At 62.5% G+C, this 21124-nt stretch carries 19 protein-coding genes; 11 read left to right on the top strand and 8 right to left on the bottom strand.

Annotation, left to right across the window (positions count from 1 at the left end):
• Positions 1-35: 35 nt before the first annotated feature.
• Positions 36-317 carry a hypothetical protein gene (locus OLZ32_RS02810; RefSeq protein WP_264395765.1) on the bottom strand — a complete coding sequence of 94 codons (282 nt, stop codon included), beginning with the start codon at positions 315-317 and terminating at the stop codon, positions 36-38.
• Between the two features lie 219 nt (positions 318-536).
• Between OLZ32_RS02810 and OLZ32_RS02805 the strand changes: the two genes are divergently transcribed.
• The 6 genes from OLZ32_RS02805 to OLZ32_RS02780 all read left to right on the top strand — a co-directional run bounded on the left by OLZ32_RS02805 (position 537) and on the right by OLZ32_RS02780 (position 6761).
• The gene (locus OLZ32_RS02805; protein WP_264395496.1) at positions 537-2429 is read left to right on the top strand and encodes a peptidylprolyl isomerase; all 1893 of its coding nucleotides are present in this window, start codon (positions 537-539) and stop codon (positions 2427-2429) included.
• 8 nt (positions 2430-2437) lie between these two features.
• A complete protein-coding gene (trpD, locus tag OLZ32_RS02800) occupies positions 2438-3454 on the top strand; it encodes an anthranilate phosphoribosyltransferase (protein ID WP_264395495.1) in 1017 nt (338 codons plus the stop codon).
• A gap of 9 nt (positions 3455-3463) precedes the next feature.
• Entirely contained in the window at positions 3464-4276 is an 813-nt protein-coding gene (gene trpC / locus OLZ32_RS02795; RefSeq protein WP_264395494.1) for an indole-3-glycerol phosphate synthase TrpC, read from the top strand.
• A gap of 1 nt (position 4277) precedes the next feature.
• Positions 4278-4775: a cyclic pyranopterin monophosphate synthase MoaC gene (moaC, locus tag OLZ32_RS02790; RefSeq protein ID WP_130743965.1), complete on the top strand. Its 498-nt coding sequence runs from the start codon at positions 4278-4280 to the stop codon at positions 4773-4775.
• Positions 4772-5995 (top strand): molybdopterin molybdotransferase MoeA, encoded by a 1224-nt coding sequence (locus OLZ32_RS02785; protein WP_264395493.1) that lies wholly within the window; start codon positions 4772-4774, stop codon positions 5993-5995. Before moaC ends, OLZ32_RS02785 begins: the two co-directional genes overlap by 4 nt.
• 88 nt (positions 5996-6083) lie before the next feature.
• Positions 6084-6761, top strand: coding sequence for a hypothetical protein (locus OLZ32_RS02780; RefSeq protein WP_264395492.1), 678 nt, complete (start codon positions 6084-6086; stop codon positions 6759-6761).
• Between the two features lie 82 nt (positions 6762-6843).
• Here the strand turns inward: OLZ32_RS02780 and OLZ32_RS02775 are convergent, their stop codons facing one another.
• Entirely contained in the window at positions 6844-7503 is a 660-nt protein-coding gene (locus OLZ32_RS02775; RefSeq protein ID WP_264395491.1) for a class I SAM-dependent methyltransferase, read from the bottom strand.
• 530 nt (positions 7504-8033) lie between these two features.
• On the opposite strand from OLZ32_RS02775, the gene OLZ32_RS02770 reads away from it, so the two are divergent.
• The 3 genes from OLZ32_RS02770 (at position 8034) to OLZ32_RS02760 (ending at position 11485) form a co-directional block, all read left to right on the top strand.
• Positions 8034-8408: a cytochrome c family protein gene (locus tag OLZ32_RS02770; protein ID WP_264395490.1), complete on the top strand. Its 375-nt coding sequence runs from the start codon at positions 8034-8036 to the stop codon at positions 8406-8408.
• A 344-nt stretch (positions 8409-8752) separates the two neighbouring features.
• Positions 8753-9226, top strand: coding sequence for a (2Fe-2S)-binding protein (locus OLZ32_RS02765; RefSeq protein WP_264395489.1), 474 nt, complete (start codon positions 8753-8755; stop codon positions 9224-9226).
• Between the two features lie 12 nt (positions 9227-9238).
• Entirely contained in the window at positions 9239-11485 is a 2247-nt protein-coding gene (locus OLZ32_RS02760; protein WP_264395488.1) for a xanthine dehydrogenase family protein molybdopterin-binding subunit, read from the top strand.
• A gap of 247 nt (positions 11486-11732) precedes the next feature.
• Here the strand turns inward: OLZ32_RS02760 and OLZ32_RS02755 are convergent, their stop codons facing one another.
• On the bottom strand, positions 11733-12626 hold the full coding sequence (locus OLZ32_RS02755) for a LysR family transcriptional regulator (protein ID WP_264395487.1): 894 nt from the start codon (positions 12624-12626) through the stop codon (positions 11733-11735).
• A 108-nt stretch (positions 12627-12734) separates the two neighbouring features.
• Between OLZ32_RS02755 and OLZ32_RS02750 the strand changes: the two genes are divergently transcribed.
• Together OLZ32_RS02750 and OLZ32_RS02745 are read left to right on the top strand one after the other, a co-directional pair.
• On the top strand, positions 12735-13907 hold the full coding sequence (locus tag OLZ32_RS02750; RefSeq protein ID WP_264395486.1) for an NADH-dependent flavin oxidoreductase: 1173 nt from the start codon (positions 12735-12737) through the stop codon (positions 13905-13907).
• 36 nt (positions 13908-13943) lie between these two features.
• Positions 13944-14789 (top strand): SDR family oxidoreductase, encoded by an 846-nt coding sequence (locus tag OLZ32_RS02745; protein WP_264395485.1) that lies wholly within the window; start codon positions 13944-13946, stop codon positions 14787-14789.
• 19 nt (positions 14790-14808) lie between these two features.
• Here the strand turns inward: OLZ32_RS02745 and OLZ32_RS02740 are convergent, their stop codons facing one another.
• The 5 genes from OLZ32_RS02740 to OLZ32_RS02720 form a co-directional block, all read right to left on the bottom strand.
• Positions 14809-15243 carry a GNAT family N-acetyltransferase gene (locus tag OLZ32_RS02740; protein WP_264395484.1) on the bottom strand — a complete coding sequence of 145 codons (435 nt, stop codon included), beginning with the start codon at positions 15241-15243 and terminating at the stop codon, positions 14809-14811.
• 65 nt (positions 15244-15308) lie between these two features.
• Positions 15309-17279 carry a DEAD/DEAH box helicase gene (locus tag OLZ32_RS02735; RefSeq protein ID WP_264395483.1) on the bottom strand — a complete coding sequence of 657 codons (1971 nt, stop codon included), beginning with the start codon at positions 17277-17279 and terminating at the stop codon, positions 15309-15311.
• Between the two features lie 99 nt (positions 17280-17378).
• Positions 17379-19235: a CHASE2 domain-containing protein gene (locus OLZ32_RS02730; RefSeq protein ID WP_264395482.1), complete on the bottom strand. Its 1857-nt coding sequence runs from the start codon at positions 19233-19235 to the stop codon at positions 17379-17381.
• Positions 19236-19240: 5 nt separating this feature from the next.
• On the bottom strand, positions 19241-19759 hold the full coding sequence (locus tag OLZ32_RS02725) for a FecR family protein (RefSeq protein WP_264395481.1): 519 nt from the start codon (positions 19757-19759) through the stop codon (positions 19241-19243).
• A 154-nt stretch (positions 19760-19913) separates the two neighbouring features.
• Positions 19914-21059 carry a citrate synthase gene (locus OLZ32_RS02720; RefSeq protein ID WP_264395480.1) on the bottom strand — a complete coding sequence of 382 codons (1146 nt, stop codon included), beginning with the start codon at positions 21057-21059 and terminating at the stop codon, positions 19914-19916.
• Positions 21060-21124: the final 65 nt, after the last annotated feature.

Raw genomic sequence — 21124 nt, 5'->3', positions numbered from 1 at the left:
TGACGTCCGGCTTTTCCTTACCCCTGAATTCCCGTTCAGCGACGGCTGAGCAGGCCGAACACGTAGGCAATGCCTGCCGTCACGGCGAGCGCCACGAGCGGTTCTTCGCGCACCTTGTCGCGCAGCCGTTCGGTCATCAGCGAAGCCTCGTCGCTTACCGCCGACTTCGCCCCCTGCCCCAGCGCGACCACGCTTTCCGTCAGTCGGGAGAGATCGTTGCGAAGGGCTGCGACCTGCGCCGACAGATCGTCTGCTGCAATATCAGCCTTGACGCGCGCAGCGGTGGATTCGGCGGAAGCGGTTTTCAATTCTGCCATGGTCTGCTCCTGTTTCATGGGATGCCGCTTCAACGAAATGGCGGCCCGAAAGGTTCCGTCGCAGCCGATCTTTTGTTCGTCGCAAAGCCGCCGCGGCCGAGCGGCCGCCTTGTGCAGCTTTTCGCGCGACAAACCCTTCATTTCCTGTCGGGTTTGTTTTAAGGAACGTCGAATGTCCGCCCGCGCGCGGGTCAATGATACTGCGAGGTTTGCGTTTCAATGTTCCATATCCTGAGAAGAGCTGCTCAGACCTGGGTTGCCAAGCTCCTCCTGCTTCTGCTCGTCGCGTCCTTCGGCGTCTGGGGTGTGTCGCATGAGCTGCTGTCAGGCGGCAACAGCACCACGGTCGTGACCGTCGGCGATCAGCATGTGGACGTCAACGAATTCCACCTCGCCTATCAGCGCCAGGTGGCAAGCCTCAGCCAACAGTTCGGCACCCGCCTCACCCCCGAGCAGGCCCGCGCCTTCGGCGTCGAGCAGCAGGTGCTCGCCCAGCTCGTAGCCGGCGCCTCGCTCGACCAGCTCGCCGAAGACATGAACCTCGGCCTTTCCGAAGATCGCCTCGCCCAGCTGATCGCTGACGATCCGGCCTTCAAGGCCGTCAATGGCCGGTTCGACCGCGAGCTCTTCATCTCGCGCCTGCGCAATGCCGGCATCCGCCAGGACGATTACATCAAGGAGCGCAGCAAGGTCGCTGTCCGCAGCCAGGTGGTCGATGCCATCTCCAACGGCTTCACCGCACCGAAGACGCTAGTCGACGCCCTGAAGCTCTATGGTGACGAAAGCCGCAGCGTCGAATACCTGCTGCTCACCAATGCCAATATCGAGCCGATCAAGGCACCGGCCGACGACGTGCTGGCGACCTGGTTCGAAGGTGTCAAGCAGCGCTACCGGGCGCCCGAATACCGCAAGCTCGTCTATCTCAAGCTGCAGCCTGGCGATATTGCCGATGCCGCGACCGTCACCGACGACCAGATCCACGAAGCCTTCGACAAGAGCAAGGATACCTATCGCACGCCGGAAAGCCGCACCATCGAACAGCTGACCTTCGCCAACAAGGATCTCGCCACCGCCGCCGAAACGGCGCTGAAGAGCGGTACCACGTTCGATCAGCTGGTCTCCGACCAGGGCAAGACGGCAAGCGACGTGCTGCTCGGCGAGTTCACCAAGGACAAGGTTCCCGACCAGGCCGTTGCCGATGCGGCCTTTACGGTTTCGCGCGATGGCGGCACGACGCCTGTCGTCGATGGTTCCTTCGGCCCCGTCATCCTGCGCGTCACCAACATCAAGCCGGAAACGGCGAAGAATTTCGACGAGGTGAAGGAGGATATCCGCAAGCAGCTGGCGCTCTCCAACGCCTCACAGGAAGTGATCAATGTTCACGACCGCATCGAGGACCTGCGCGCGGGCGGTTCGACGCTCGAGGATATTGCCGGCCAGCTGAATCTCAAGGCCGTGACTGTCGATGCCGTCGATATGACCGGCGCCGACAAGGACGGCAAAGAGGTCAAGGATATCCCAGCCAAGCAGCAGCTGCTCGGCGAAGCCTTCAAGACCGAAGTCGGCGTCGATGCGCCGCCGCTGCCGATCGGCAATGACGGCTATGTCTGGTTCAACGTCCGCGAAATCACGCCGGACCGCGACCGCCCGGTCGCCGAAGTGCGCGAAAAGGCCGTCGAAGACTGGACGGCGGAGCAGCAGAAGGCCGAGCTCGCCAAGAAGGCCGGTGAATTGAAGGCCGAAGCTGCCAAGGGCACGGCACTTGCCGATATCGCAACGCCGCTCGGCATTGCCGTCGAAAGCAAGAGCGGTGTCACCCGCTCCACCGATGACGCGGTCCTCGGCCGTGCCGGCGTCACCGCCGCCTTTTCCGGCCCGGTCGACACGGTCGCGAGTGCTGTCGGCGCCGATCCCTCGACGCAGATCCTGCTGAAGGTCACCGAGGTCAACACCCAGCCGACCGGCGACGTGCTGAACAATCGCGATGCCCAGATCACCGCCATGGCCAATGCCGCCGGCGACGATATTCTCGATCAGATGGTCAACCTGCTGCAGACGCAGTATGGCGCACAGATCAACCAGACACTCGCTGAACAGGCGACGGTCCGCTAGGAGGCTTTATGACCGATCTGAAGCCGTTCCTGGCCAAGGCTGCAAACCGCGAGCCGCTGACGCGTGACGAGGCCCGCGCCGCCTTCGACATCCTGATGTCGGGCCAGGCGACGCCCTCGCAGATCGGCGGGTTCCTGATGGCGCTGCGCGTGCGCGGCGAAACCGTCGACGAGATCGTCGGCGCCGTCACCGCGATGCGCTCGAAGATGCTGACCGTCGAGGCGCCGGCTGATGCGATCGACATCGTCGGCACCGGCGGCGATGCCAGCGGCACCTACAACATCTCGACGCTGGCAGCGCTGATCGTCGCCGGCGCCGGTGTCCCCGTCGCCAAGCATGGCAACCGGGCGCTGAGTTCGAAATCGGGCGCAGCCGACAATCTGGCCGCACTCGGCGTCAAGCTCGACGTCGGTCCCGAGATCATCTCCCGCTGCATTGCGGAAGCCGGCGTCGGCTTCATGTTCGCGCAGCTGCATCATTCCGCCATGCGCCATGTTGGCCCCTCAAGGGTCGAGCTCGGCACACGCACGATCTTCAACCTGCTCGGGCCGCTCTCCAGCCCGGCCGGCGTCCGCCGCCAGCTGCTCGGCGTCTTCTCGCCGCAATGGCTGGTGCCGCTTGCCGAAGTCATGCGCGATCTCGGCTCCGAATGCGTCTGGGTGGTCCATGGCGACGGCCTCGATGAGATCACCACCACCGGCATCACACAAGTCGCGGCACTCGAAGACGGCAAGATCCGTACCTTCGAGCTCTCGCCCGCCGATTTCGGCGTCAGCCCTTGCGTGCTCGCCGACATCAAGGGCGGTGACGGTGTCGCCAACGCCGCAGCGCTTCGCGAAGTGCTCGGCGGCGCCAAGAATGCCTATCGCGATGTCTCGCTCGCCAATGCCGCCGCCTCGCTCGTCATCGCCGGCAAGGTCGAGACGATCCGCGACGGCATGACGCTGGCCACGCAGTCGCTGGATAGTGGCTCCACCGCGCTCGCCCTCGACAAACTCATCGCCGTTTCCAACGATATCGACTAGGATTGCCCGATGACCGATATCCTGAAGAAGATCGAACTCTACAAGCGCGAGGAGATCGCCGCTGCCAAGGCGACCGTGTCGCTTGCCGATCTGAAGGCGATGCAGGCCGGCCAGTCCGCCCCGCGCGGCTTTCACAAGGCGCTCATTGCCAAGCGTGATGCCGGCCGCTTCGGCCTGATCGCCGAGATCAAGAAGGCGAGCCCCTCGAAGGGCCTCATTCGCCCGGATTTCGATCCGCCGTCGCTGGCGAGCGCCTATGAGGCCGGCGGTGCCGCCTGCCTTTCGGTGCTCACTGACAGGCCGAGCTTTCAGGGTGCTCCGGAATTTCTGACAGCCGCCCGCGCTGCCTGCACGCTGCCGGCGCTGCGCAAGGATTTCATGTTCGAGACCTATCAGGTGCACGAGGCTCGTGCCTGGGGCGCCGATTGCATCCTCTTGATCATGGCCTCGCTGTCAGACGATGAAGCCGAACGCCTGCAGGACGAGGCCTTCGCCCTCGGCATGGACGTGCTGGTCGAAGTCCACGACGCCGAGGAGATGGAGCGGGCGCTAAAACTCTCTTCACCGCTCATCGGCATCAACAACCGCAATCTGCGCACTTTCGAGGTCAGCCTCACCGTCAGCGAGGCGCTTGCCCCCATGGTGCCTGATGACCGGCTGCTGGTCGGCGAAAGCGGCATCTTCACCCATGCCGATTGCAAGCGCCTGCAGGCCGTCGACATCAATACTTTCCTTGTCGGCGAAAGCCTGATGCGCAAGGAGGACGTCGCCGCCGCCACCCGCGCGCTGCTCTTTGGCGAAGCCGCCATCGCGGCCGAATGATATGAGCGGCCAAAAGCCAGGCCTCACGCATATCGGTGCCTCCGGTGAGGCGCATATGGTCGATGTCTCCGACAAGGCCGAGACGGTGCGCATCGCCACTGCCGAGGGCCATGTGAAGATGGCGCCGGAAACGCTCGCTCTCATCGTCCAAGGCAATGCCAAGAAGGGTGACGTCATCGGCACGGCGCGCCTTGCCGGCATCATGGCGGCAAAACGCACCGCCGATCTCATCCCGCTCTGCCATCCGCTGATGCTGACGAAGGTCACCGTCGAGATCGAGGAAGATGCCGCCCTGCCCGGTCTGCGCGTTACGGCAACCGCCAAGCTCACCGGAAAGACCGGTGTGGAGATGGAGGCGCTGACCGCCGTCTCGGTCGCTTGTCTGACCATCTACGACATGGCCAAGGCGGCCGATAAGGCAATGGAAATCGGCGGCATCAGACTTCTTGAAAAGTCCGGCGGAAAATCCGGTGATTTCCGTCATCCGGAGGCAAGATGAACCTTCTCCCGGTCGCCGAGGCCCTGAACCGCTTGCTCTCTCGCGCAAAGCCCATTGCTGCGTCCGAGACGCTGCCGCTTGCCGAGGCTGAGGGCCGCGTCCTGGCCGTCGATCTGACCGCCGGCCTGACCCAGCCGCCCTTCAATGCCTCCGCCATGGATGGCTATGCACTGCGCCGCGAAGACGCGCCGGAGCCGGGCGCCGAGCTGAAGGTCATCGGCATGTCTTCCGCCGGCCACGGCTTCGAGGGAAGCGTCAGCCAGGGTGAAGCCGTCCGTATCTTCACCGGCGCGCCTGTTCCACTAGGCGCCGATAGCGTTCTGCTGCAGGAGGATGCGGAGATGATCGAGGGCGGCATCCGAACCAATTTCCCTGTGCGGCAGGGCCAGCATGTGCGTCCCCGCGGCCAGGATTTCACCGAAGGCGAAGCCGTGCTATCGGCCGGCACCGTGCTCGATTTCTCTCGGCTAACGGTTGCTGCCGGCATGAACCGGCCGGATGTCGAGGTGCTGCGGCGCCCGCTGATCGCGATTCTTGCAACCGGCGACGAACTGCTGCCGCCCGGAAGCACGCCCGGCCCTTCGCAGATCATCGCATCCAATACGTTTGGTATTGCAGCCCTTGCCCGCAAAGCCGGCGCCGATGTGCTCGATCTCGGCATCGTGCCTGACGACAAGGCCAAGATCACCGCGGCGATCGACACGGCGCGGGACGCCAAGGTCGATGTGATCGTCACGCTCGGCGGCGCTTCGGTCGGCGACCATGATCTGGTGCAGGCCACGCTGATCGAAGCCGGCATGCAGCTCGATTTCTGGCGCATCGCCATGCGCCCCGGCAAACCGCTGATGGTTGGCAGCTTCGGCGAGACGCATGTGCTCGGCCTGCCCGGCAATCCGGTCTCCAGCCTCGTCTGTTCGCTGCTCTTCCTGGAGCCGCTGATCCGCAAGCTCGCCTCCCTGCCGCCGATGCAGCGCGAGGCAATGGTGGAGGCGGCCGTCACACTGCGCGCCAACGACCACCGGCAGGACTATATCAGAGCGAAACTTTCGAAATCCGCCGCGGGCCACTGGCTCGCCGAACCCTTCGGCAAGCAGGATTCCTCGATGATGAAGGTCTTCGCTGCAGCCGATTGCCTTGTCATCCGCCCGCCGCATGCCCCGGAGCTGCCGGCCGGAGCGCCCTGCCCGGTCATGCTGTTGCGGCCGGATCTTTTAGCCTGATTGTACTTGTAATTTATTTCTATGTCTGAGCGTATTCCGTTTCTTCCTGCTGATGAACGCGCAGGAGCCACGTTTGTAGGTGATGCCAATGTTATCTCGCTGCATGATATCGGCTGTCATCCTCCTCGCGGCCTACTCGTCCGCCGTTGCGGCGGTAGAAGGAAGCCCCGCACGGGAGCCCCCGTCCGATCCCGGTGCCCCCTGGGCGATCGAGTGGAGCATGCCCGATCGCAAAGACGAGATGACGCCCAAAACTCTTATTCTCTGCTCGGATCATATGGACGAGCATCTCAGGCGGTATCGGTCGCTGATTGAGAAGTCAGGTGTGCTGAAAGGCTATACGATCCTGGATGGAAGCAAACTTGGGGCGTACAAGTCGGCGGCAGGCAGCGTTGGCTACATCGTCTCAACGCATAAAGGCAACGAAGATCAGACCGTAAGCAATTGCGTTGCGAACTACCCGGAACTCGAGCCGCTTGTGACTGATTTCATCGCAAAAGGAATACGGGCTAAACAAGATGAATTTCAGAATCTGATAAAGGCTGGAATACTCCCGAAGGAAGTTCTGCCACTTCAATGTTATTCGAGGTTCTACTATCCGACCGAAGACCATTATCCCACCAAAAGCACAAAGCAATGGCTTGCATTGATCGACGTGAACGACACCACCGACAACAGATGTTTTGATGTGACCCTTCCAACAACTTTCGGCATCCATCCTTTTTCGTGTGAGTCTGCCGGAATCTGCGTTGACGACCGAAAATAAAGGCATGGTGTCTGCGTCGACCACACATTCATTTAATAGAGGGTAACGCATCAGCCAAAGCGAGTTTTAATCTTGCCTTCAGCTATTGCCGGAGCGAGAAAACCCCCGCCTGCACCGACCCGCGGCCCGTGCCCGCGCCGAAATCCGCAACCGCATGGGTCGCGATTCGCCGGAGTTCGCCCTGCGGAAGATAGGCGCGCTCGGGATCGCCGATCAGCACCTCGATGCCGCTTGCCTGGCAACGCCGCAAGAAGGCCGTCACTCGCGCGGCAAGCGAGGGATCGTAAAACAGATCGCCGACCACCAGAAGGTCAGTCGCTGGTGGCTGATGCTCGATGATATCGGCGGCCCAGGCCACGATGTTCACACCGTTGATCGCTGCGTTGAGGCCGATCGCGGCAATGGCATTGGCATCGATGTCGATAGCGGTCACCGTGGCTGCGCCGGCCTTCGCCGCGGCAATGGCCACGAGCCCGGAGCCGGCGCCGAGATCGAGCACCCGGCGGCCGCTCACCATTTCCGGCCGGTCGAGCAGATGGCGGGCAAGCACCGCGCCGCCGGCCCAGGGATAGGCCCAGTAAGGCGGCGGATCGGCCTCTGCACGACCGGCAAGCCGCCAGAGCCCGCTCGCAGGCCCCGCGGTATGGAGCAGGATCTCGGGGATGGAGGGAACCGGTGATATCGGCAGGTTGGCCTTGATGAAGGCGGCCGGATCGGGTTGCGACATGCCCGGGCGTTTCATCGTCGTCTGCTCCTGCCGGCGCTGTAACGGCGTATCGTTTTTAATAGCAAGAGCAGGCCGCCGTTGTGGAATTCACCGCCATTTATGCACGCCACGATTTAGGTGAAATAATGAAGACGAGCCAGGCTTTTCGCAAGGAACTGAACCGCTATTCGTGATGAGGCGTGCCATATGCCATTCAAGAACGCAACACAGGCCGTTGAAGCGAGACCATCTTGGCGGCAGGCATCGAGAGGGTTGAGCCCTGCTGGTGCAAAGCAAGGCAGACAACCTCCGTCGACGATCGTTGGCTGTCGGGCATTTATGAACCTCATTTCTAACATCATGCAGATAGTACCGCCTAATGCTCCATGCTGAGGCGAGGTAACGTCCCCAACCAACCGCCGTCTCCAGTGCGATGCCATGTCCGGCGACGATGAGGCGTGTCTTGGGTCCAAGGTCTTTAGCGCGGCCTGCCAGCAACGGTGCTGGCGCGCGCTACTCCACCGTCCTTTCAGGGCTTCGACAGCCTGTATTCGGGAAGAACACGCATGACAAAAATTTTGGCTTCCGTTGTGATCTCCACCTTGATCCTTGTGTCGGCGACGGCTCCTGCAGCAGCGGAGGGAGATGTCGCCTTGGGACAAAAGGCGTTTCAGCGCTGTTCCGCCTGTCATTCGACCACGGATCAGAAAAAGGCGGGGCCGGGGCTCAGTGGCGTTGTCGGGCGCGCGGCCGGCTCTGTAGAAGGCGTCCGCTATTCGGCGGCCATGAAGGCGTCGGGATTAGTATGGGACGAGGCGACGTTGGACCGATTTCTAGCAGCGCCTCGCGAGGTTGTACCGACCACCACAATGACCGTGGGCGTACCCAAGCCTGAGGATCGGCTAAACATCATCGCTTACCTGAAGTCCCTGTCGGAGTAGCGGCGAACCTCTTGGCTGAGCAAGCCGGCGATCGATGGGCACCCAACGCGGCTGAACATCGCTGACCGGTCTTGGGTTGACGTGTCTGCTCGTGCTTTTGCCTCGCATTCAGAAGCCGCCTTTCTAACGTCGTGCAGGTTTTGCCAACTAATTGGGCGCCGCCGGACGAGCTAACGTTGCCGCGTAAAGCAGGCTCTTGGTCGACGGCGTCTCATCATCCTGGAGGTTGCTGGCGGCACTCCCGTCGCCGTCGCTCTCCTTGGAGATCGACGGTTCTGACCGTTAGCTGAACGACCTCAGTCAACGAGCACATCCACTATGAAACATCGGAGAACCGACCAGTCATGATCACACTGAATATCAACGGTAATCAGCACGAGGTCGATGCCGACCCGGAGACACCCATCCTTTGGGTCCTGCGCGACACGCTCGGCATGACCGGGACCAAGTTCGGCTGCGGCGCCGCGCTTTGCGGCGCGTGCACCATACATCTGGATGGTGAGGCTGTCCGTTCCTGCAGCACCCCTCTTTCCGCTGCCGAAGGCCTGAATATCACCACCATAGAAAAAGCGACCGACGGCAGCGAGCGCGTCGGCGCCGCTGTAAGCGCAGCTTGGGTCAAGCACGATGTAGCGCAGTGCGGCTATTGTCAGAGCGGTCAGATCATGAGCGCCACGGCGTTCCTGGCATCCCTGCCCTCCGGCTCTCAACCGACCGCCTCGGAGATCGATACGGCAATGGAAGGCAATATTTGTCGTTGCGGAACCTATGTCCGTATCCGCGCCGCCATAGCCGATGCTGCCAGCAATCTTGTCTGAAGGAGACGCCATATGTTGCCGAACATGGATTACAGCGAATTACCGCGTGCGCTGCAGCACATGCTGGAACGAGGCCGTTCAACACCGGTCCAGGCGTTGCCACGCCGCAGCTTTCTAAAGCTGACGGGGACCCTCGGTTTGGCTGTCGGCATTTTTTCCCATCTGGCCACCGCCCAGCCCACCGACGCGGGTGAGGCGCCGATCGCTCTGAATCCGACCGAGCAGCCTTCTGCATTTGTTCAAATTGCGCCAAATGGCGAGGTTATGGTCACAATCAACCGGCTGGAGTTCGGTCAAGGCGTCCAAACGGCATTACCGATGATCCTTGCCGAAGAACTCGACGCGGACTGGAATTTAGTACGCAGCCAGCTCGGCACCAATGACATGGCTTATGTTGATCCGCTCTTCGGCATGCACCTTACCGGCGGTTCGAACACCATCAAGAACAGCTTTACGCAGTATCGCGAGCTGGGTGCTCGAGTCCGCGCCATGCTACTTGCAGCCGCGGCGGACCGCTGGAACGTGGATGTTTCCGCGCTGCGAACCGAGGCCGGTGTGGTTCTGGCTCCCGATGGCCGCAAGCTCGGTTATGGAGAACTTTCCGAAGCGGCCATGGCCCTGCCCGTGCCTCAGAAAATAGCGTTGAAGGACCCGAAGGATTTCCGCATCATCGGCCAGCCCACCCAGCGTCTGGATGCACAAGCCAAGAGCAGCGGCCAACAGAGTTTTGGCATCGACTTCAAGCTGCCGGGACAATTGACGGCTGTGGTGGCTCGCCCTCCGGTCTTCGGAGCCAAGATAGCCTCTCTGGACGACAGCGCAGCACGTTCAGTAAAGGGCGTGAAAGCTGTTTTGCGTGTACCGCTGGATCGCGGTGCAGAGGGCGTGGCCGTGGTGGCCGACGGATATTGGCAGGCATCTCAGGGTCGCAACGCCCTTAAGGTGGAATGGGACACATCGGCTGTCGAAAAGGTCGATAGTGAAAAGCAACTTGCCCAGTTTCGCGAGATCGCCAATCGCCCCGGCCCGCGCCAGTTCGATGCCGACATGGCGCCATTGGAAACCGCTCCCCTGAGTCTGGAAGCCGAGTTCGTGTTTCCGTATCTCGCCCACGCGGCGATGGAACCGCTGAACTGCACGGTTCGGCTTTCCGACGATCGTGCCGAGATCTGGATGGGGAGCCAAAGTGCAGGGCTCGATGCCGGCGTTGCCGCAAACGTGCTCGGCCTCAAGCCGGAACAGGTGGTGGTGAACGTGCAGACATCGGGTGGTGGCTTCGGCCGGCGCTTTTCCAGCAGCAGCGACACGGCAATGGAGGCCTGCCAGATAGCCAAGGCCGCCAGGTCGGCGGGGCTGAACGCACCGGTGCGAACGCTCTGGAGCCGCGAGGACGATATGAGGGGCGGCTACTACCGTCCAACGCATCTTCACCGCGCTCGCATCGGCTTCGACAAAGAGGGCAATGTGCTGGCCTGGGACCACACCATCGTCGGCCAGTCCATACTGACAGGAACCGTGTTCGAGAAGTTCCAGGTGAAGGACGGCATCGATGCCGCCACGACCGAGGGGATGCGGAGCCCCTATCCGCTTCCCATGCGCCTGACAGTACATCATCCTGTTGCCAACGTGCCGGTTCTGTGGTGGCGCAGCGTTGGCTCCACTCATACGGCTTTCGTGATGGAGACCTTGCTTGACGATATAGCGAGAGCCACCGACCAGGATCCGGTCGCATATCGCATGAAGATGTTTGGCGATGAGCATCCTCGTCATCGCGATGCACTGCAGCTCGCCGTAGACAAGAGCGGTTACGGCAGTAGGACATTGGCAGAAGGCAGGGCTTGGGGTGTGGCCGTGCACGAATCCTTTTCATCCGTGGTGGCCTACGTGGTGGAAGCCTCCGTCGTCGACGGGCAGCCCAAGCTGCATCGGGTTACGGCGGGGGTGCACTGCAATCTGGCCGTCAACCCCCGGACCGTGGAAGCGCAGGTCCAGGGCGCGGCGATCATGGGCTTGTCGACATGCCTTGCCGGCGCGGAAATCACGCTCAAGGACGGTATTGTGGAGCAAGGCAACTTCAGCGAATTCACGGCGGCAAGGATCACGGATGTGCCGGAGTTCGACGTCAACATCGTTCCAAGCGCGGATGCACCGACAGGCATGGGTGAACCCGGCCTGCCGCCTTTGGCGCCGGCATTTGCCAATGCCATCTCGCGTCTGACAGGCAAGCCGGTCAGGCAGATGCCTTTCAACCTCGCTTAGAACCTGGCTCGGACGAGAGTCTGCCCCGGTCCTGTGCCTCGCTGAATGCAGCGAGCCGCACAGGGCCGCGATGTTCCTGTCGCGTGACGTCTTGACAACAATGGCGCTGAGACTTCGCAGTCAGCGATGACCGCGCGCTTCATCAGCAATCAGGACAGACAGGACCTTACATCTATCGGCAATCGCGCAACTGAGATCAGTCCCCCAACCCATCGCGACCATTTTGCGTACAGCCCTGGCAGGAGCGTCAGCCTTTGAAACGAAGCGCCTCGACGAGGAGCGCAAACGCGGCCGTATGCTGACGTCTGCTTGGGTAATATAGGTGATAGCCAGGGAACGGCTGGCACCAATCGTCGAGGACTCGGATCAGTCGCCCGTCTGCAACGTATTGTGAAACCTGACTTTCGAAAGTGTAGGCAAGCCCGAGCCCATCCAAAGCAGCGGCTTCCAGCATCAAACTATCGTTGATGATGAGCGGCCCATTCATTCTGACTACAAGCTCCTCGCTGTCGCGCTCGAACTCCCAGGCATACAATCCACCTCCTGTGGTTTGCCGGTAGCTAATACCCCGGTGGTCGCCGAGATCGCGGGGCGTCATCGGGATTGTGCGGTTCTGGAAGTAGGACGGCGATCCTACGACCGCCATGCGAAGGTCAGGGCCGATCCTGACGGCAACCATGTCCTTTTGAACCTGTTCTCCAATGCGAATACCGGCGTCGAACCGGCCGGCCACGATATCCGTCAGGCCCTCGTCAAGAATGACCTCCATTTCAATATCCGGGTATTCCGCCAAGAATGTTGTCATGACAGGCCAAAGCACGCTCATGGCGGCATATCGAAACGTCGTAATGCGGATAGTGCCCGCCGGCTTGTCACGAAGTGAGGTGACGGCTGCGATCTCGCTTTCGATGTGTTCGAAGGCCGGGCGGAGGTTCCGAAGCATACGCTCTCCGGCATCGGTCAGCGACAAGCTTCGTGTAGTGCGTGAGATTAGCCGCACCCCCAGCCTCTGCTCCAGCATCCTGACTGAGTAGCTGACGGCAGACTGGGAAAGTCCCAGCTTGGTGGAGGCGCGCGTGAAACTTCCGGCCTCGGCGACGGCGATGAAGGCTGCAAGCTCGCTGAAATCACCGTGCCTCATTTATCTCCCTCATTTCTAACTTCATGCCGATTATACCAGCTAATCAAAGTTTGTCTTCATTGCTACCTGTCATTTCACAAACCGCTTGAACGGCATGCAAGAGAGACAATGATGATGGAAGCCACCCCCGCACTATTTGAACCCTTCGTTTTCGCCAATGGGATCACGCTTCGAAACAGGGTCGTCATGGCTCCGATGACGACGTGGTCAGCCAATGACGACGGAACAGTCTCGGATGAGGAAGTTTCCTACTATCGACGTAGGGTGAACGGCGTTGGCCTCGTTCTAACGGGTTGCACGCATGTCTTGCCCAATGGCATCGGGTTCACGGGCGAATTCGCTTCTTATGATGACAGCTTCACACCAAGCCTCCGGCGTCTGGCTGAGGCGGCCAAAAGCGGCGGTGCGCCAGCGATTCTTCAAATTTTTCACGCCGGCGGCAAGGCCGTGCCGGCGCTTATCCCGGACGGAGACGTTGTCAGCGCCAGTTCGCTGCAAGTTTCAGCCGGTCCTTTCAATCCAGGCGGCGGCACGACGCGCGCACTGAGCCACGACGAAATCCTTGATGTGATTTTTGCTTTCGGCGAAGCAACCCGCCGCGCTATCGAAGCCGGCTTCGATGGGGTCGAACTGCATGCGGCCCACGGCTTTCTGATCCAGAACTTTTACTCGCCGCTCCACAACTATCGCGACGACGAATGGGGAGGCTCGCTGGAAAACCGGATGCGGTTTCCGCTCGCCGTGGTCCGCAACGTGAGGCGGGTGATAGGCACACACGCGACGCGTCCGTTTCTTCTGGGATACCGGGTCTCGCCGGAAGAACCTGAAGAGGGCGGCCTTCGTATTGAAGACACCTACGAACTCATCGAGCATCTGATCGACGGCGGCGTCGACTACATCCATGCTTCGCTGACGAGCGTACTCGAAGCCCAACCACTCGAAGCCATCGCTGATCGTCCCATCGCTGAACTGATCGCCGCCACGGTAGCGGGGCGCGTTCCGGTTATTGCCGCTGGCCAGATCAAGTCACCCCAACAGGCGGAAAGCGCCCTTCATCTGGGCCTTTCGCTTGTGGCTGTAGGCCAAGGGCTGGTGATAAACCCGGAGTGGGTCGAACTTTCACGCAGTGGCAATGAGAAGCTGATCGAGAACGAGATCAGGACCACGACAATCCCGGAAATTGCCCTTCCGGCCAAACTCTGGGGCGTCATCGAGGCGGCCACCGGCTGGTTCAACATCAACGATGATCACGAAGAGCAGCGGCAGAAGGCCACCGCATAGAGCATCGGCACACAATCTCGCATGAAGGAAAATTCGATGAGTAAGGTTTGGTTGATCACAGGAGCCGGGCGCGGCATGGGCCTGGATTTCGCAAAGGCGGTTCTGGCTGTTGGCGACAAACTCGTTGCAACCGGCCGCAACCCGGAGCGCATTGCCAAGGCGATCGGCCAATCGGAAAATCTGCTCGTCGTCACGCTGGATGTAACCAAGCCGACCGACGCGGACTCTGCCGTCACGGCAGCACTCGAACGCTTTGGTCGCATCGACATACTGGTCAACAATGCCGCAAACTTCTACTCAGGCTATTTTGAGGAACTGACGCCGCCTCAGATCGATCTGCAACTGGCTAGTACTCTCCTCGGCCCCATGAGTGTCACCCGCGCCGTCCTGCCGGTGATGCGCCGGCAGGGGTCCGGCAAGATCATCTCGATCTCATCGACGGCCAGCCTGCTGGGCTTTGAGTTTTGCAGCGCTTACTCTGCCGCGAAGTTTGCCCTCGATGGTTGGATGGAATCGCTGCAGCCCGAAGTGGCGCCGTTTGGTATCGAAACGATGATCGTCAATCCGGGCTTCTTCCGCACGGAATTGCTGACTGACGAATCAACTCAATATGCTCCGTCATCTGTTAGCGACTACGACGAAAGGCGCGCCCAACACCTGGCATTCTGGAAGTCCGCCAACGGCCAGCAGAGCGGCGATCCCGCAAAACTCGCCCAAGCGCTGATCACCCTGGTCAACCAACCGGAGCTACCCCGCCGGTTCATCGCCGGAGCTGATGCTGTTGGCATGGTGGAACAGAAAATCGCGCTATTGCAGCAACAGATCGATGCCTACCGGGACCTTTCAAGTTCGCTTGCCTTTGACGTCAAAGCCCAAGCCTGAAACGACGCTTTGCTGATGCTCAGTAATTCTTCATGGCAAGATGCGGCATGCCACCGTCAAGAAATTCCGCGCCATAGGCAACGAAGCCGAAACGCTCGTAAAGCGGCAGCTTGTCCGCCTGTGCGGTGAGATAGAAGTGGTTGTCGCGGGCAGCGCGATGCAGGTCTATCGCTCGCCCGATCATTGCGGCTGCAATGCCTTGGCCGCGCCATTGGCCGGCAACCGCAACCCGGCCGATCTTCACATGTTCCTCGGCATAAATCACCCGCAGGGTGCCGGAGACCTCGCCTGCCGTGACGGCGACGAGATGATGGGCGCTGAGATCGTCGACATCGAATTCCTCGGCTTCGGGAACCTTCTGCTCATGCACGAAAATAGCGCGCCGCAGCCGGAAGGCCTCATTGCAGAGCGTACTGAAAACCGGGACGCTCAGGATCGCCGTTTCCATCACCATCCTTGCCTCCCTCACGGATACGGCCCAAAGCCCTCCGCCGGACCGGCGAAGGGCTGCCGGCAAAATCAGCCAGGCTTCTTCTTTGAAAACTTATTCTTCGGTGCGGCGGCGCCCTTGCCCTCATATTTGGAGCCTTCGGATCTGGGGCCGTCGAATTTCGGTTTGTCGAATTTCGGCTTGTCTGACTTCGGGCCATCGAAGGCGGGCTTGCCCGGCTTCTTGCTCCAGGGCTTGCTATCCCGTTTGTCCCCGCCGCTACTATCGGCCGCGGCATATCCGCCGCCCGGACCCTTGCCGAACTTGTTCTTCGGCCGCTCGCCGCGGAACGAATCATCCGGCCGCTCGTCGCGGGATGGCTTGCCGGCATAAGGCTTCGGCGACGGCGCCCGGCTGAAATCCGGTGTGCCCGAAAGCCTGGTCACGCGGATGCCGCGTTCGAGCGCCTTGTTCGGACCGATCGCCGCCAGGAAGCTTTCGGCGCTCGCCGCAGCAATCTCCACATAGGTTTCCTCGGGCTGCATCTTGATCGCGCCGATTTCGCGCTTCGTCACATTGCCGTTGCGGCAAAGCATCGGGATCAGCCAGCGCGGCTCGGCATTCTGCTTGCGCCCGACCGAGACGGAGAACCAGACACTGGCGCCGAAATCCTCGCGCGATCCCTTCTGCGCCGGCTCGTAGGGCTCGGCATTGTCGCGGCGCTTGCGGTTGCGCTCGTCCTGCACGGTAACCTCGATGAGATCTTCCGGCGCCGAATGATTGGTGCGGTAAAGACGCAAGAAAGCGGCGGCAAGCTTTTCGGCGCCGTGGCTGGCGAGAAGCTGCTGTACCAGCCCCTGCTCTTCTTCCTGCGGCGTTTCGTTGAAGATCGGGTCGGCGAGCAGCCGCTCGTCGTCGCGCTCGCTCACCTCCTCGGCCGAGGGCGGCCGCGCCCAGGCAGCCGAAATACCGGCATTCTCGAGCAGGCGTTCCGCCTTGCGCCGTGCATTCAGCGGCACGATCATGGCGCTGATGCCCTTGCGTCCTGCCCGGCCGGTGCGGCCGCTGCGGTGCAGAAGCGTTTCCGGATTGGTCGGCAGGTCGGCATGGATGACGAGATCGAGGCCCGGCAGGTCGATGCCGCGGGCGGCGACGTCGGTCGCGATGCAGACCCGGGCGCGCCCATCGCGCATCGCCTGCAGCGCATGGCTGCGTTCGTTCTGTGTCAGCTCGCCGGACAGCGCCACCACGGCGAAATTGCGGTTGTTGAACCGCGCCGTCAGATGATTGACGGCGGCGCGCGTCGAGCAGAAGACGATGGCATTGGTCGCCTCGTAATAGCGCAGCACGTTGATGATCGCATTCTCGCGGTCGCTCGGGGCAACCATCAGCGCGCGATATTCGATGTCGATATGCTGCTTTTCCTCGGCCGCGGTGCTGATGCGCACGGCATCGCGCTGGTAGCTCTTGGCAAGCTTGGCAATCGCCGCCGGCACTGTTGCCGAAAACATCAGCGTCCGGCGCTCGTCCGGCGCCGCATCGAGAATGAATTCCAGGTCTTCGCGGAAACCGAGATCAAGCATCTCGTCGGCCTCGTCGAGCACGGCAGCCTTCAGTTCCGACATGTCGAGCGCCCTGCGGCGGATATGGTCGCAAAGCCGGCCGGGGGTGCCGACGACGATATGGGCGCCGCGTTCGAGCGAGCGGCGCTCGCTGCGGATGTCCATGCCGCCGACGCAGCTGACGATCACCGCGCCGGTCATCTCAAAGAGCCAGTCGAGCTCGCGCTTCACCTGCAGGGCAAGCTCGCGCGTCGGGGCGATGACGAGGGCGAGCGGCGCACCGGCATTGCCGAAGCGCTCCCTGCCCTCGAGCAGCGTCGGCGCCAGCGCCAGGCCGAAGGCGACGGTCTTGCCGGAGCCGGTCTGGGCCGAGACTAGCGCGTCGGAAGCGGCGAGCGCCGGATCGAGCATCGCCTTCTGCACCGGGGTGAGTTCGGCGTAACCGCGCTTCTGCAACGCCTTGGCGATCGCCGGAACGACGCCGTTAAATTCTGTCATGAGTTCGATCTTTCGGAGCTGTCAGGCGCGTTGCTGCACCATGGCCGGAGCCAGCCGGCGGGGTATTTGCGCCGTTCCTAGCCGCTCCCGCGGCGATTGTCAAAGCGTGCGGCTACGCCACAGCCAGGCGTCGATGCGGCTTGCCCGGCCACGCAGCGCCGTTTCCAACGGCCCCTCCATTCGGCCGGACTGCGTAAGCACGCTATCGGGACCAGCGGCGCGGACGATTTCGGCGCTCAGCGCCAGTTCGACGCCATGGCGGGCGGCGACCTCCATCAGACGGCTGCCGACATTGATGGTATCGCCTGCCGCCGTGATCTGCTGCCGGTCGCCGGTGCCCAATCGCGAGGCGACGATCGGGCCGCAATGGGCGCCGACCTTGAAGCCGATCTTCTTCTGGGCAAAGCCCGCATGCGCTTGAAGCCAGGCCCTTGTGCGCTCGCACAGGCTGACTGCGCAAGCGGCGGCGCGGGCGGCGTCGTCATCGCCAGGCTCCGGCAGACCGAACAGGATCATCGCCCCGTCGCCCATGAAGCTGGTGATGGCGCCGCCATGGGCGCGCGCTTCCTCGTCGACCAGTTCGAAGAAGCCGCTCAACATCTCGCTCACCGCCACCGGCCCGACATTTTCGCTGAGGCCGGTGAAGCCCGAGAGATCGATGAAGATGACGGCGGCGTTCTGGCGCACCGGCGCGGCGAGGAAATTCGGATCGCGCGCCAGCCACTCGCCGAGCCCAGGTGCCTCAATGCGCTGCAGGAGCGCGCTCTGCTCGGCGAAATGACGGGCGCGGCCGCGGTCGAGCCAGAGTTCGGCCGCGCCATAAGCCAACGCCGGCGGCAGCGCCGCGGCGATCGGCAGCGCCGCACTCAGCCAGTAGCCATGTGCAAAGGCCGACAGGTTGAGCATCGCCCAGACGATCAGCGTCAGCACGATGATGACATAGCCTGCCGCACTCCGCCGCCAGGCGACCAGCGACACGAGCACGATCGGCAGTCCGATGGCGGTGGCGGCATCGATCAGCCGCATCCTGCGATCGCGCACCATGCCGTCGCCGGTAACAAGATGGGTGATCGCCGTCGACATCACCTCGACGCCGGGCATCACGGGATCGAACGGTGTCGGGAAGACATCGCCGCCGCCGGTGACGGTCGAACCGATGACGACGATGCGGCCTGCCACCGCATCCGCCGAAAGCTTGCCATCAAGCGCATCGGCGGCGCTGAAGGTGGCGATGCTGCCGCGACCGCCATAGAAGGTCACCGGCAGACGCTGGCCGATATCTGTGGGAATACGCAGCTTTCCGAGCATGATGGCGTCGCGTTCGATGGTGGGATCGACGCCGAGCGCCACCGACGCAGCACGCAGCGGAAAAGCCGGATCCAGCCGGTCTGCGGCACGCGAGATCAGCGGGATGAAGCGCGGTGTGCCGGTCTGGTCGGTGGCGACATTGACGATGCCGACCGCGGCGGCCTCGGCAAAGCGGGGAAGCGGCAACAGCAGCTGGTTTGCCTCCGGGATGGCGGCAAGCGGATCCCCGGCCGCATCGGTGACCCGCTGGCGGCTTTGCGCAAAAGTGGCCGCGGCCGCAATCACGCTTGGCCCCTGGCGAAGGGCTGATGTCAGCGCCGCATCACCCGCCTCCGGCCCCGGATCGACCAGCAGAATGTCGATCGCCAGAGCCTTCGGCTTCAACGCGGTGATCGCGTTGGCGAGGCGCGCAAGTGTCGCCCGATCGAGCGGATAGCCGTGTGCCCTAGCGGTACGGTCGTCGATCGCGACGATCGAGACGACGGGAGGCGGTGTCTTCGCCCCGACGATGGCGCTGCGGATATCGGCAAGCGAGGCCTCCATCCGGTCGAGAAGGCCGCTTCCGGCATTGAGATTGACATAACCGAGCGCAGCTCCCCAAAGACCGGCGAGCAGCAGCGCGATCACTGTCAGCAGGCGATGGTTCATGGGACTTATTGGCCGAGACGGGCAAGAAGGGCAGCGGCGCGCGGCGCCGGCCAGCGACGTACGACGAGGGGTTCGGTTCCGGCGGTAACGTCGACGCCCTCGCCCGGCGACAGCACCACCGGCTCGCCGGCCGGCCTTCGAACTGCGACGCTGCCTCTGACGACCAGCACCGAGGTCTGGCCGCCTGCGACATCGACAGCCCATTGGGTGCCGCGCACAGCCGCGATCGCCTGCGGCGTCACGACCTGGAAACCACCGGCGTGCTGGGTGTTATCGACATCGACGAGAATGGCCTTGCGGCGCAGCGATGCCGAATCGGGGCTGCCGTCGCGGTTGCGGTCGACGAGGCTGTAGGCCGCGCCGGCCTCTGCCGTCATCGTCACGCCGCCCGGACAACTGAGCACCTGTCGCGCCCCGGCATCACGCGATACCGTGCAGCCGGCAGACTGCGCAAAGGCCGCCCCATGCGGAATGAGGCCGGCAGCGAGTGCGGCGGCAATCAGGCTGCTAAACGTCGTATTCATGGAAAGTCCCCTTGACCGTGCGGAACAGCTCTTTTCGAAAGCGCCCGCCAACCGTCTTCTTCCCAACTGTCTTCTTCAATCTAAGGCATGATAGCCGAATTCAAATATTTCCCTAGACCAAAAAAGCAAATAGGCGCAATCGCCGGCGGAATTCTTACGCTCTACTATCCGTTTCAGCCGCCGGTCCGGTATAACGCGCCCGCGGCCGGATCAATTCGCCGCTGTCGATCTGTTCCATTGCATGGGCAAGCCAACCGACTGAACGGGCAAGCGAGAAAATGATGATCGGCGCCTCCCTCGGGAGATCGAAGGCGGCGGCCATCGCGGCAAGTGCGAAATCGACGTTGACCTCCTCGCCGACCATCTCCTCGCCCACTTCCCGGACCTCGGCAAATTGCGGCGGCAGGGGGAAGTGCGACAGCAGCGCCAAGGCCCTGACATCGCCATTGGGATAGAGCGGATGGCCGAAGGCCGAAAGGCGATTGCCCTGGGCAAGCGTGCGGCGGATCGCCTGCTCCGCCCCAAGGGTGGACGCGGTCTCGATCAAGGCGCCGACGCCCTGCCAGGCGGCGCCGTGCAGCGGCCCTGTCAGCGTCGCCAGACCGGACAGCACGGTGGCCGAAAGGGCTGCACCTGCCGACGCCGTGACCCGCGCCGCAAAGGCCGAGGCGTTGAGTTCGTGATCGGCAAGCAGTACCAGCGCGCGGCGCAGGCAATCGGCAGCATGCGGCCGCTGCCAGCTTGCCGCAAGCCTGAGATGCAGCGGCCGGTCGGAAGGCCCAGGCGCCAGCGCATCGGCGACTGTGTAGAGAACCCCGCTTGCTTCACGCCGAAGTGCTGCCTGCGAGCGGCCGAGCGACGGCAGATCCGATGTCACCCGCCCTGCCAGCGCCAGGAACGCCGCCTGAAGCGACGGAGAGGCATGTCCGGTCCCGCGGCTGGAGAAGGGTGGCTCCGCGCCGTTCCAGAGCAGTGCCGCCGTCTGCTCAAGTGTCACAACTTCAGCGAAACCGGCCGCATCCTTTCCGCGATAGAAAAGCCGTCCGCCGATGATGGTCGAGATTGCCGAGGAGAGAACTGGATCGCCCCAGCGGATCGCCTCGGCGGCGACCGTTTCGGTCTTGCGGCGGCCGGCATGGCGTTCGGCAAGCCGCTGTACGTCGGCAGCCTGGTAGAGGCTTCGGCGCGGGTCGGCGGGATCCGCCTTGGCGCGGATGCGTCCGCGGCTGACATTGGCATAGAGCGTCTGCGGCTTGGTCTTCAGCGCCTGTAGCGCCTCCTCGGCGGTCAGCCACGACATCGGAGCCTCACATTGATCAATTGCGTCAAGATTGACGTCAATGAAACTAGGTCGGATCATCCGGA

It is taken from the genome of Rhizobium acaciae (assembly GCF_025941625.1).
GTDB classification, from domain to species: Bacteria; Pseudomonadota; Alphaproteobacteria; order Rhizobiales; family Rhizobiaceae; genus Rhizobium; species Rhizobium acaciae.
Note: the sequence above shows the minus strand (reverse complement) of the source record. Positions and strands in the feature narration are given on the sequence as shown.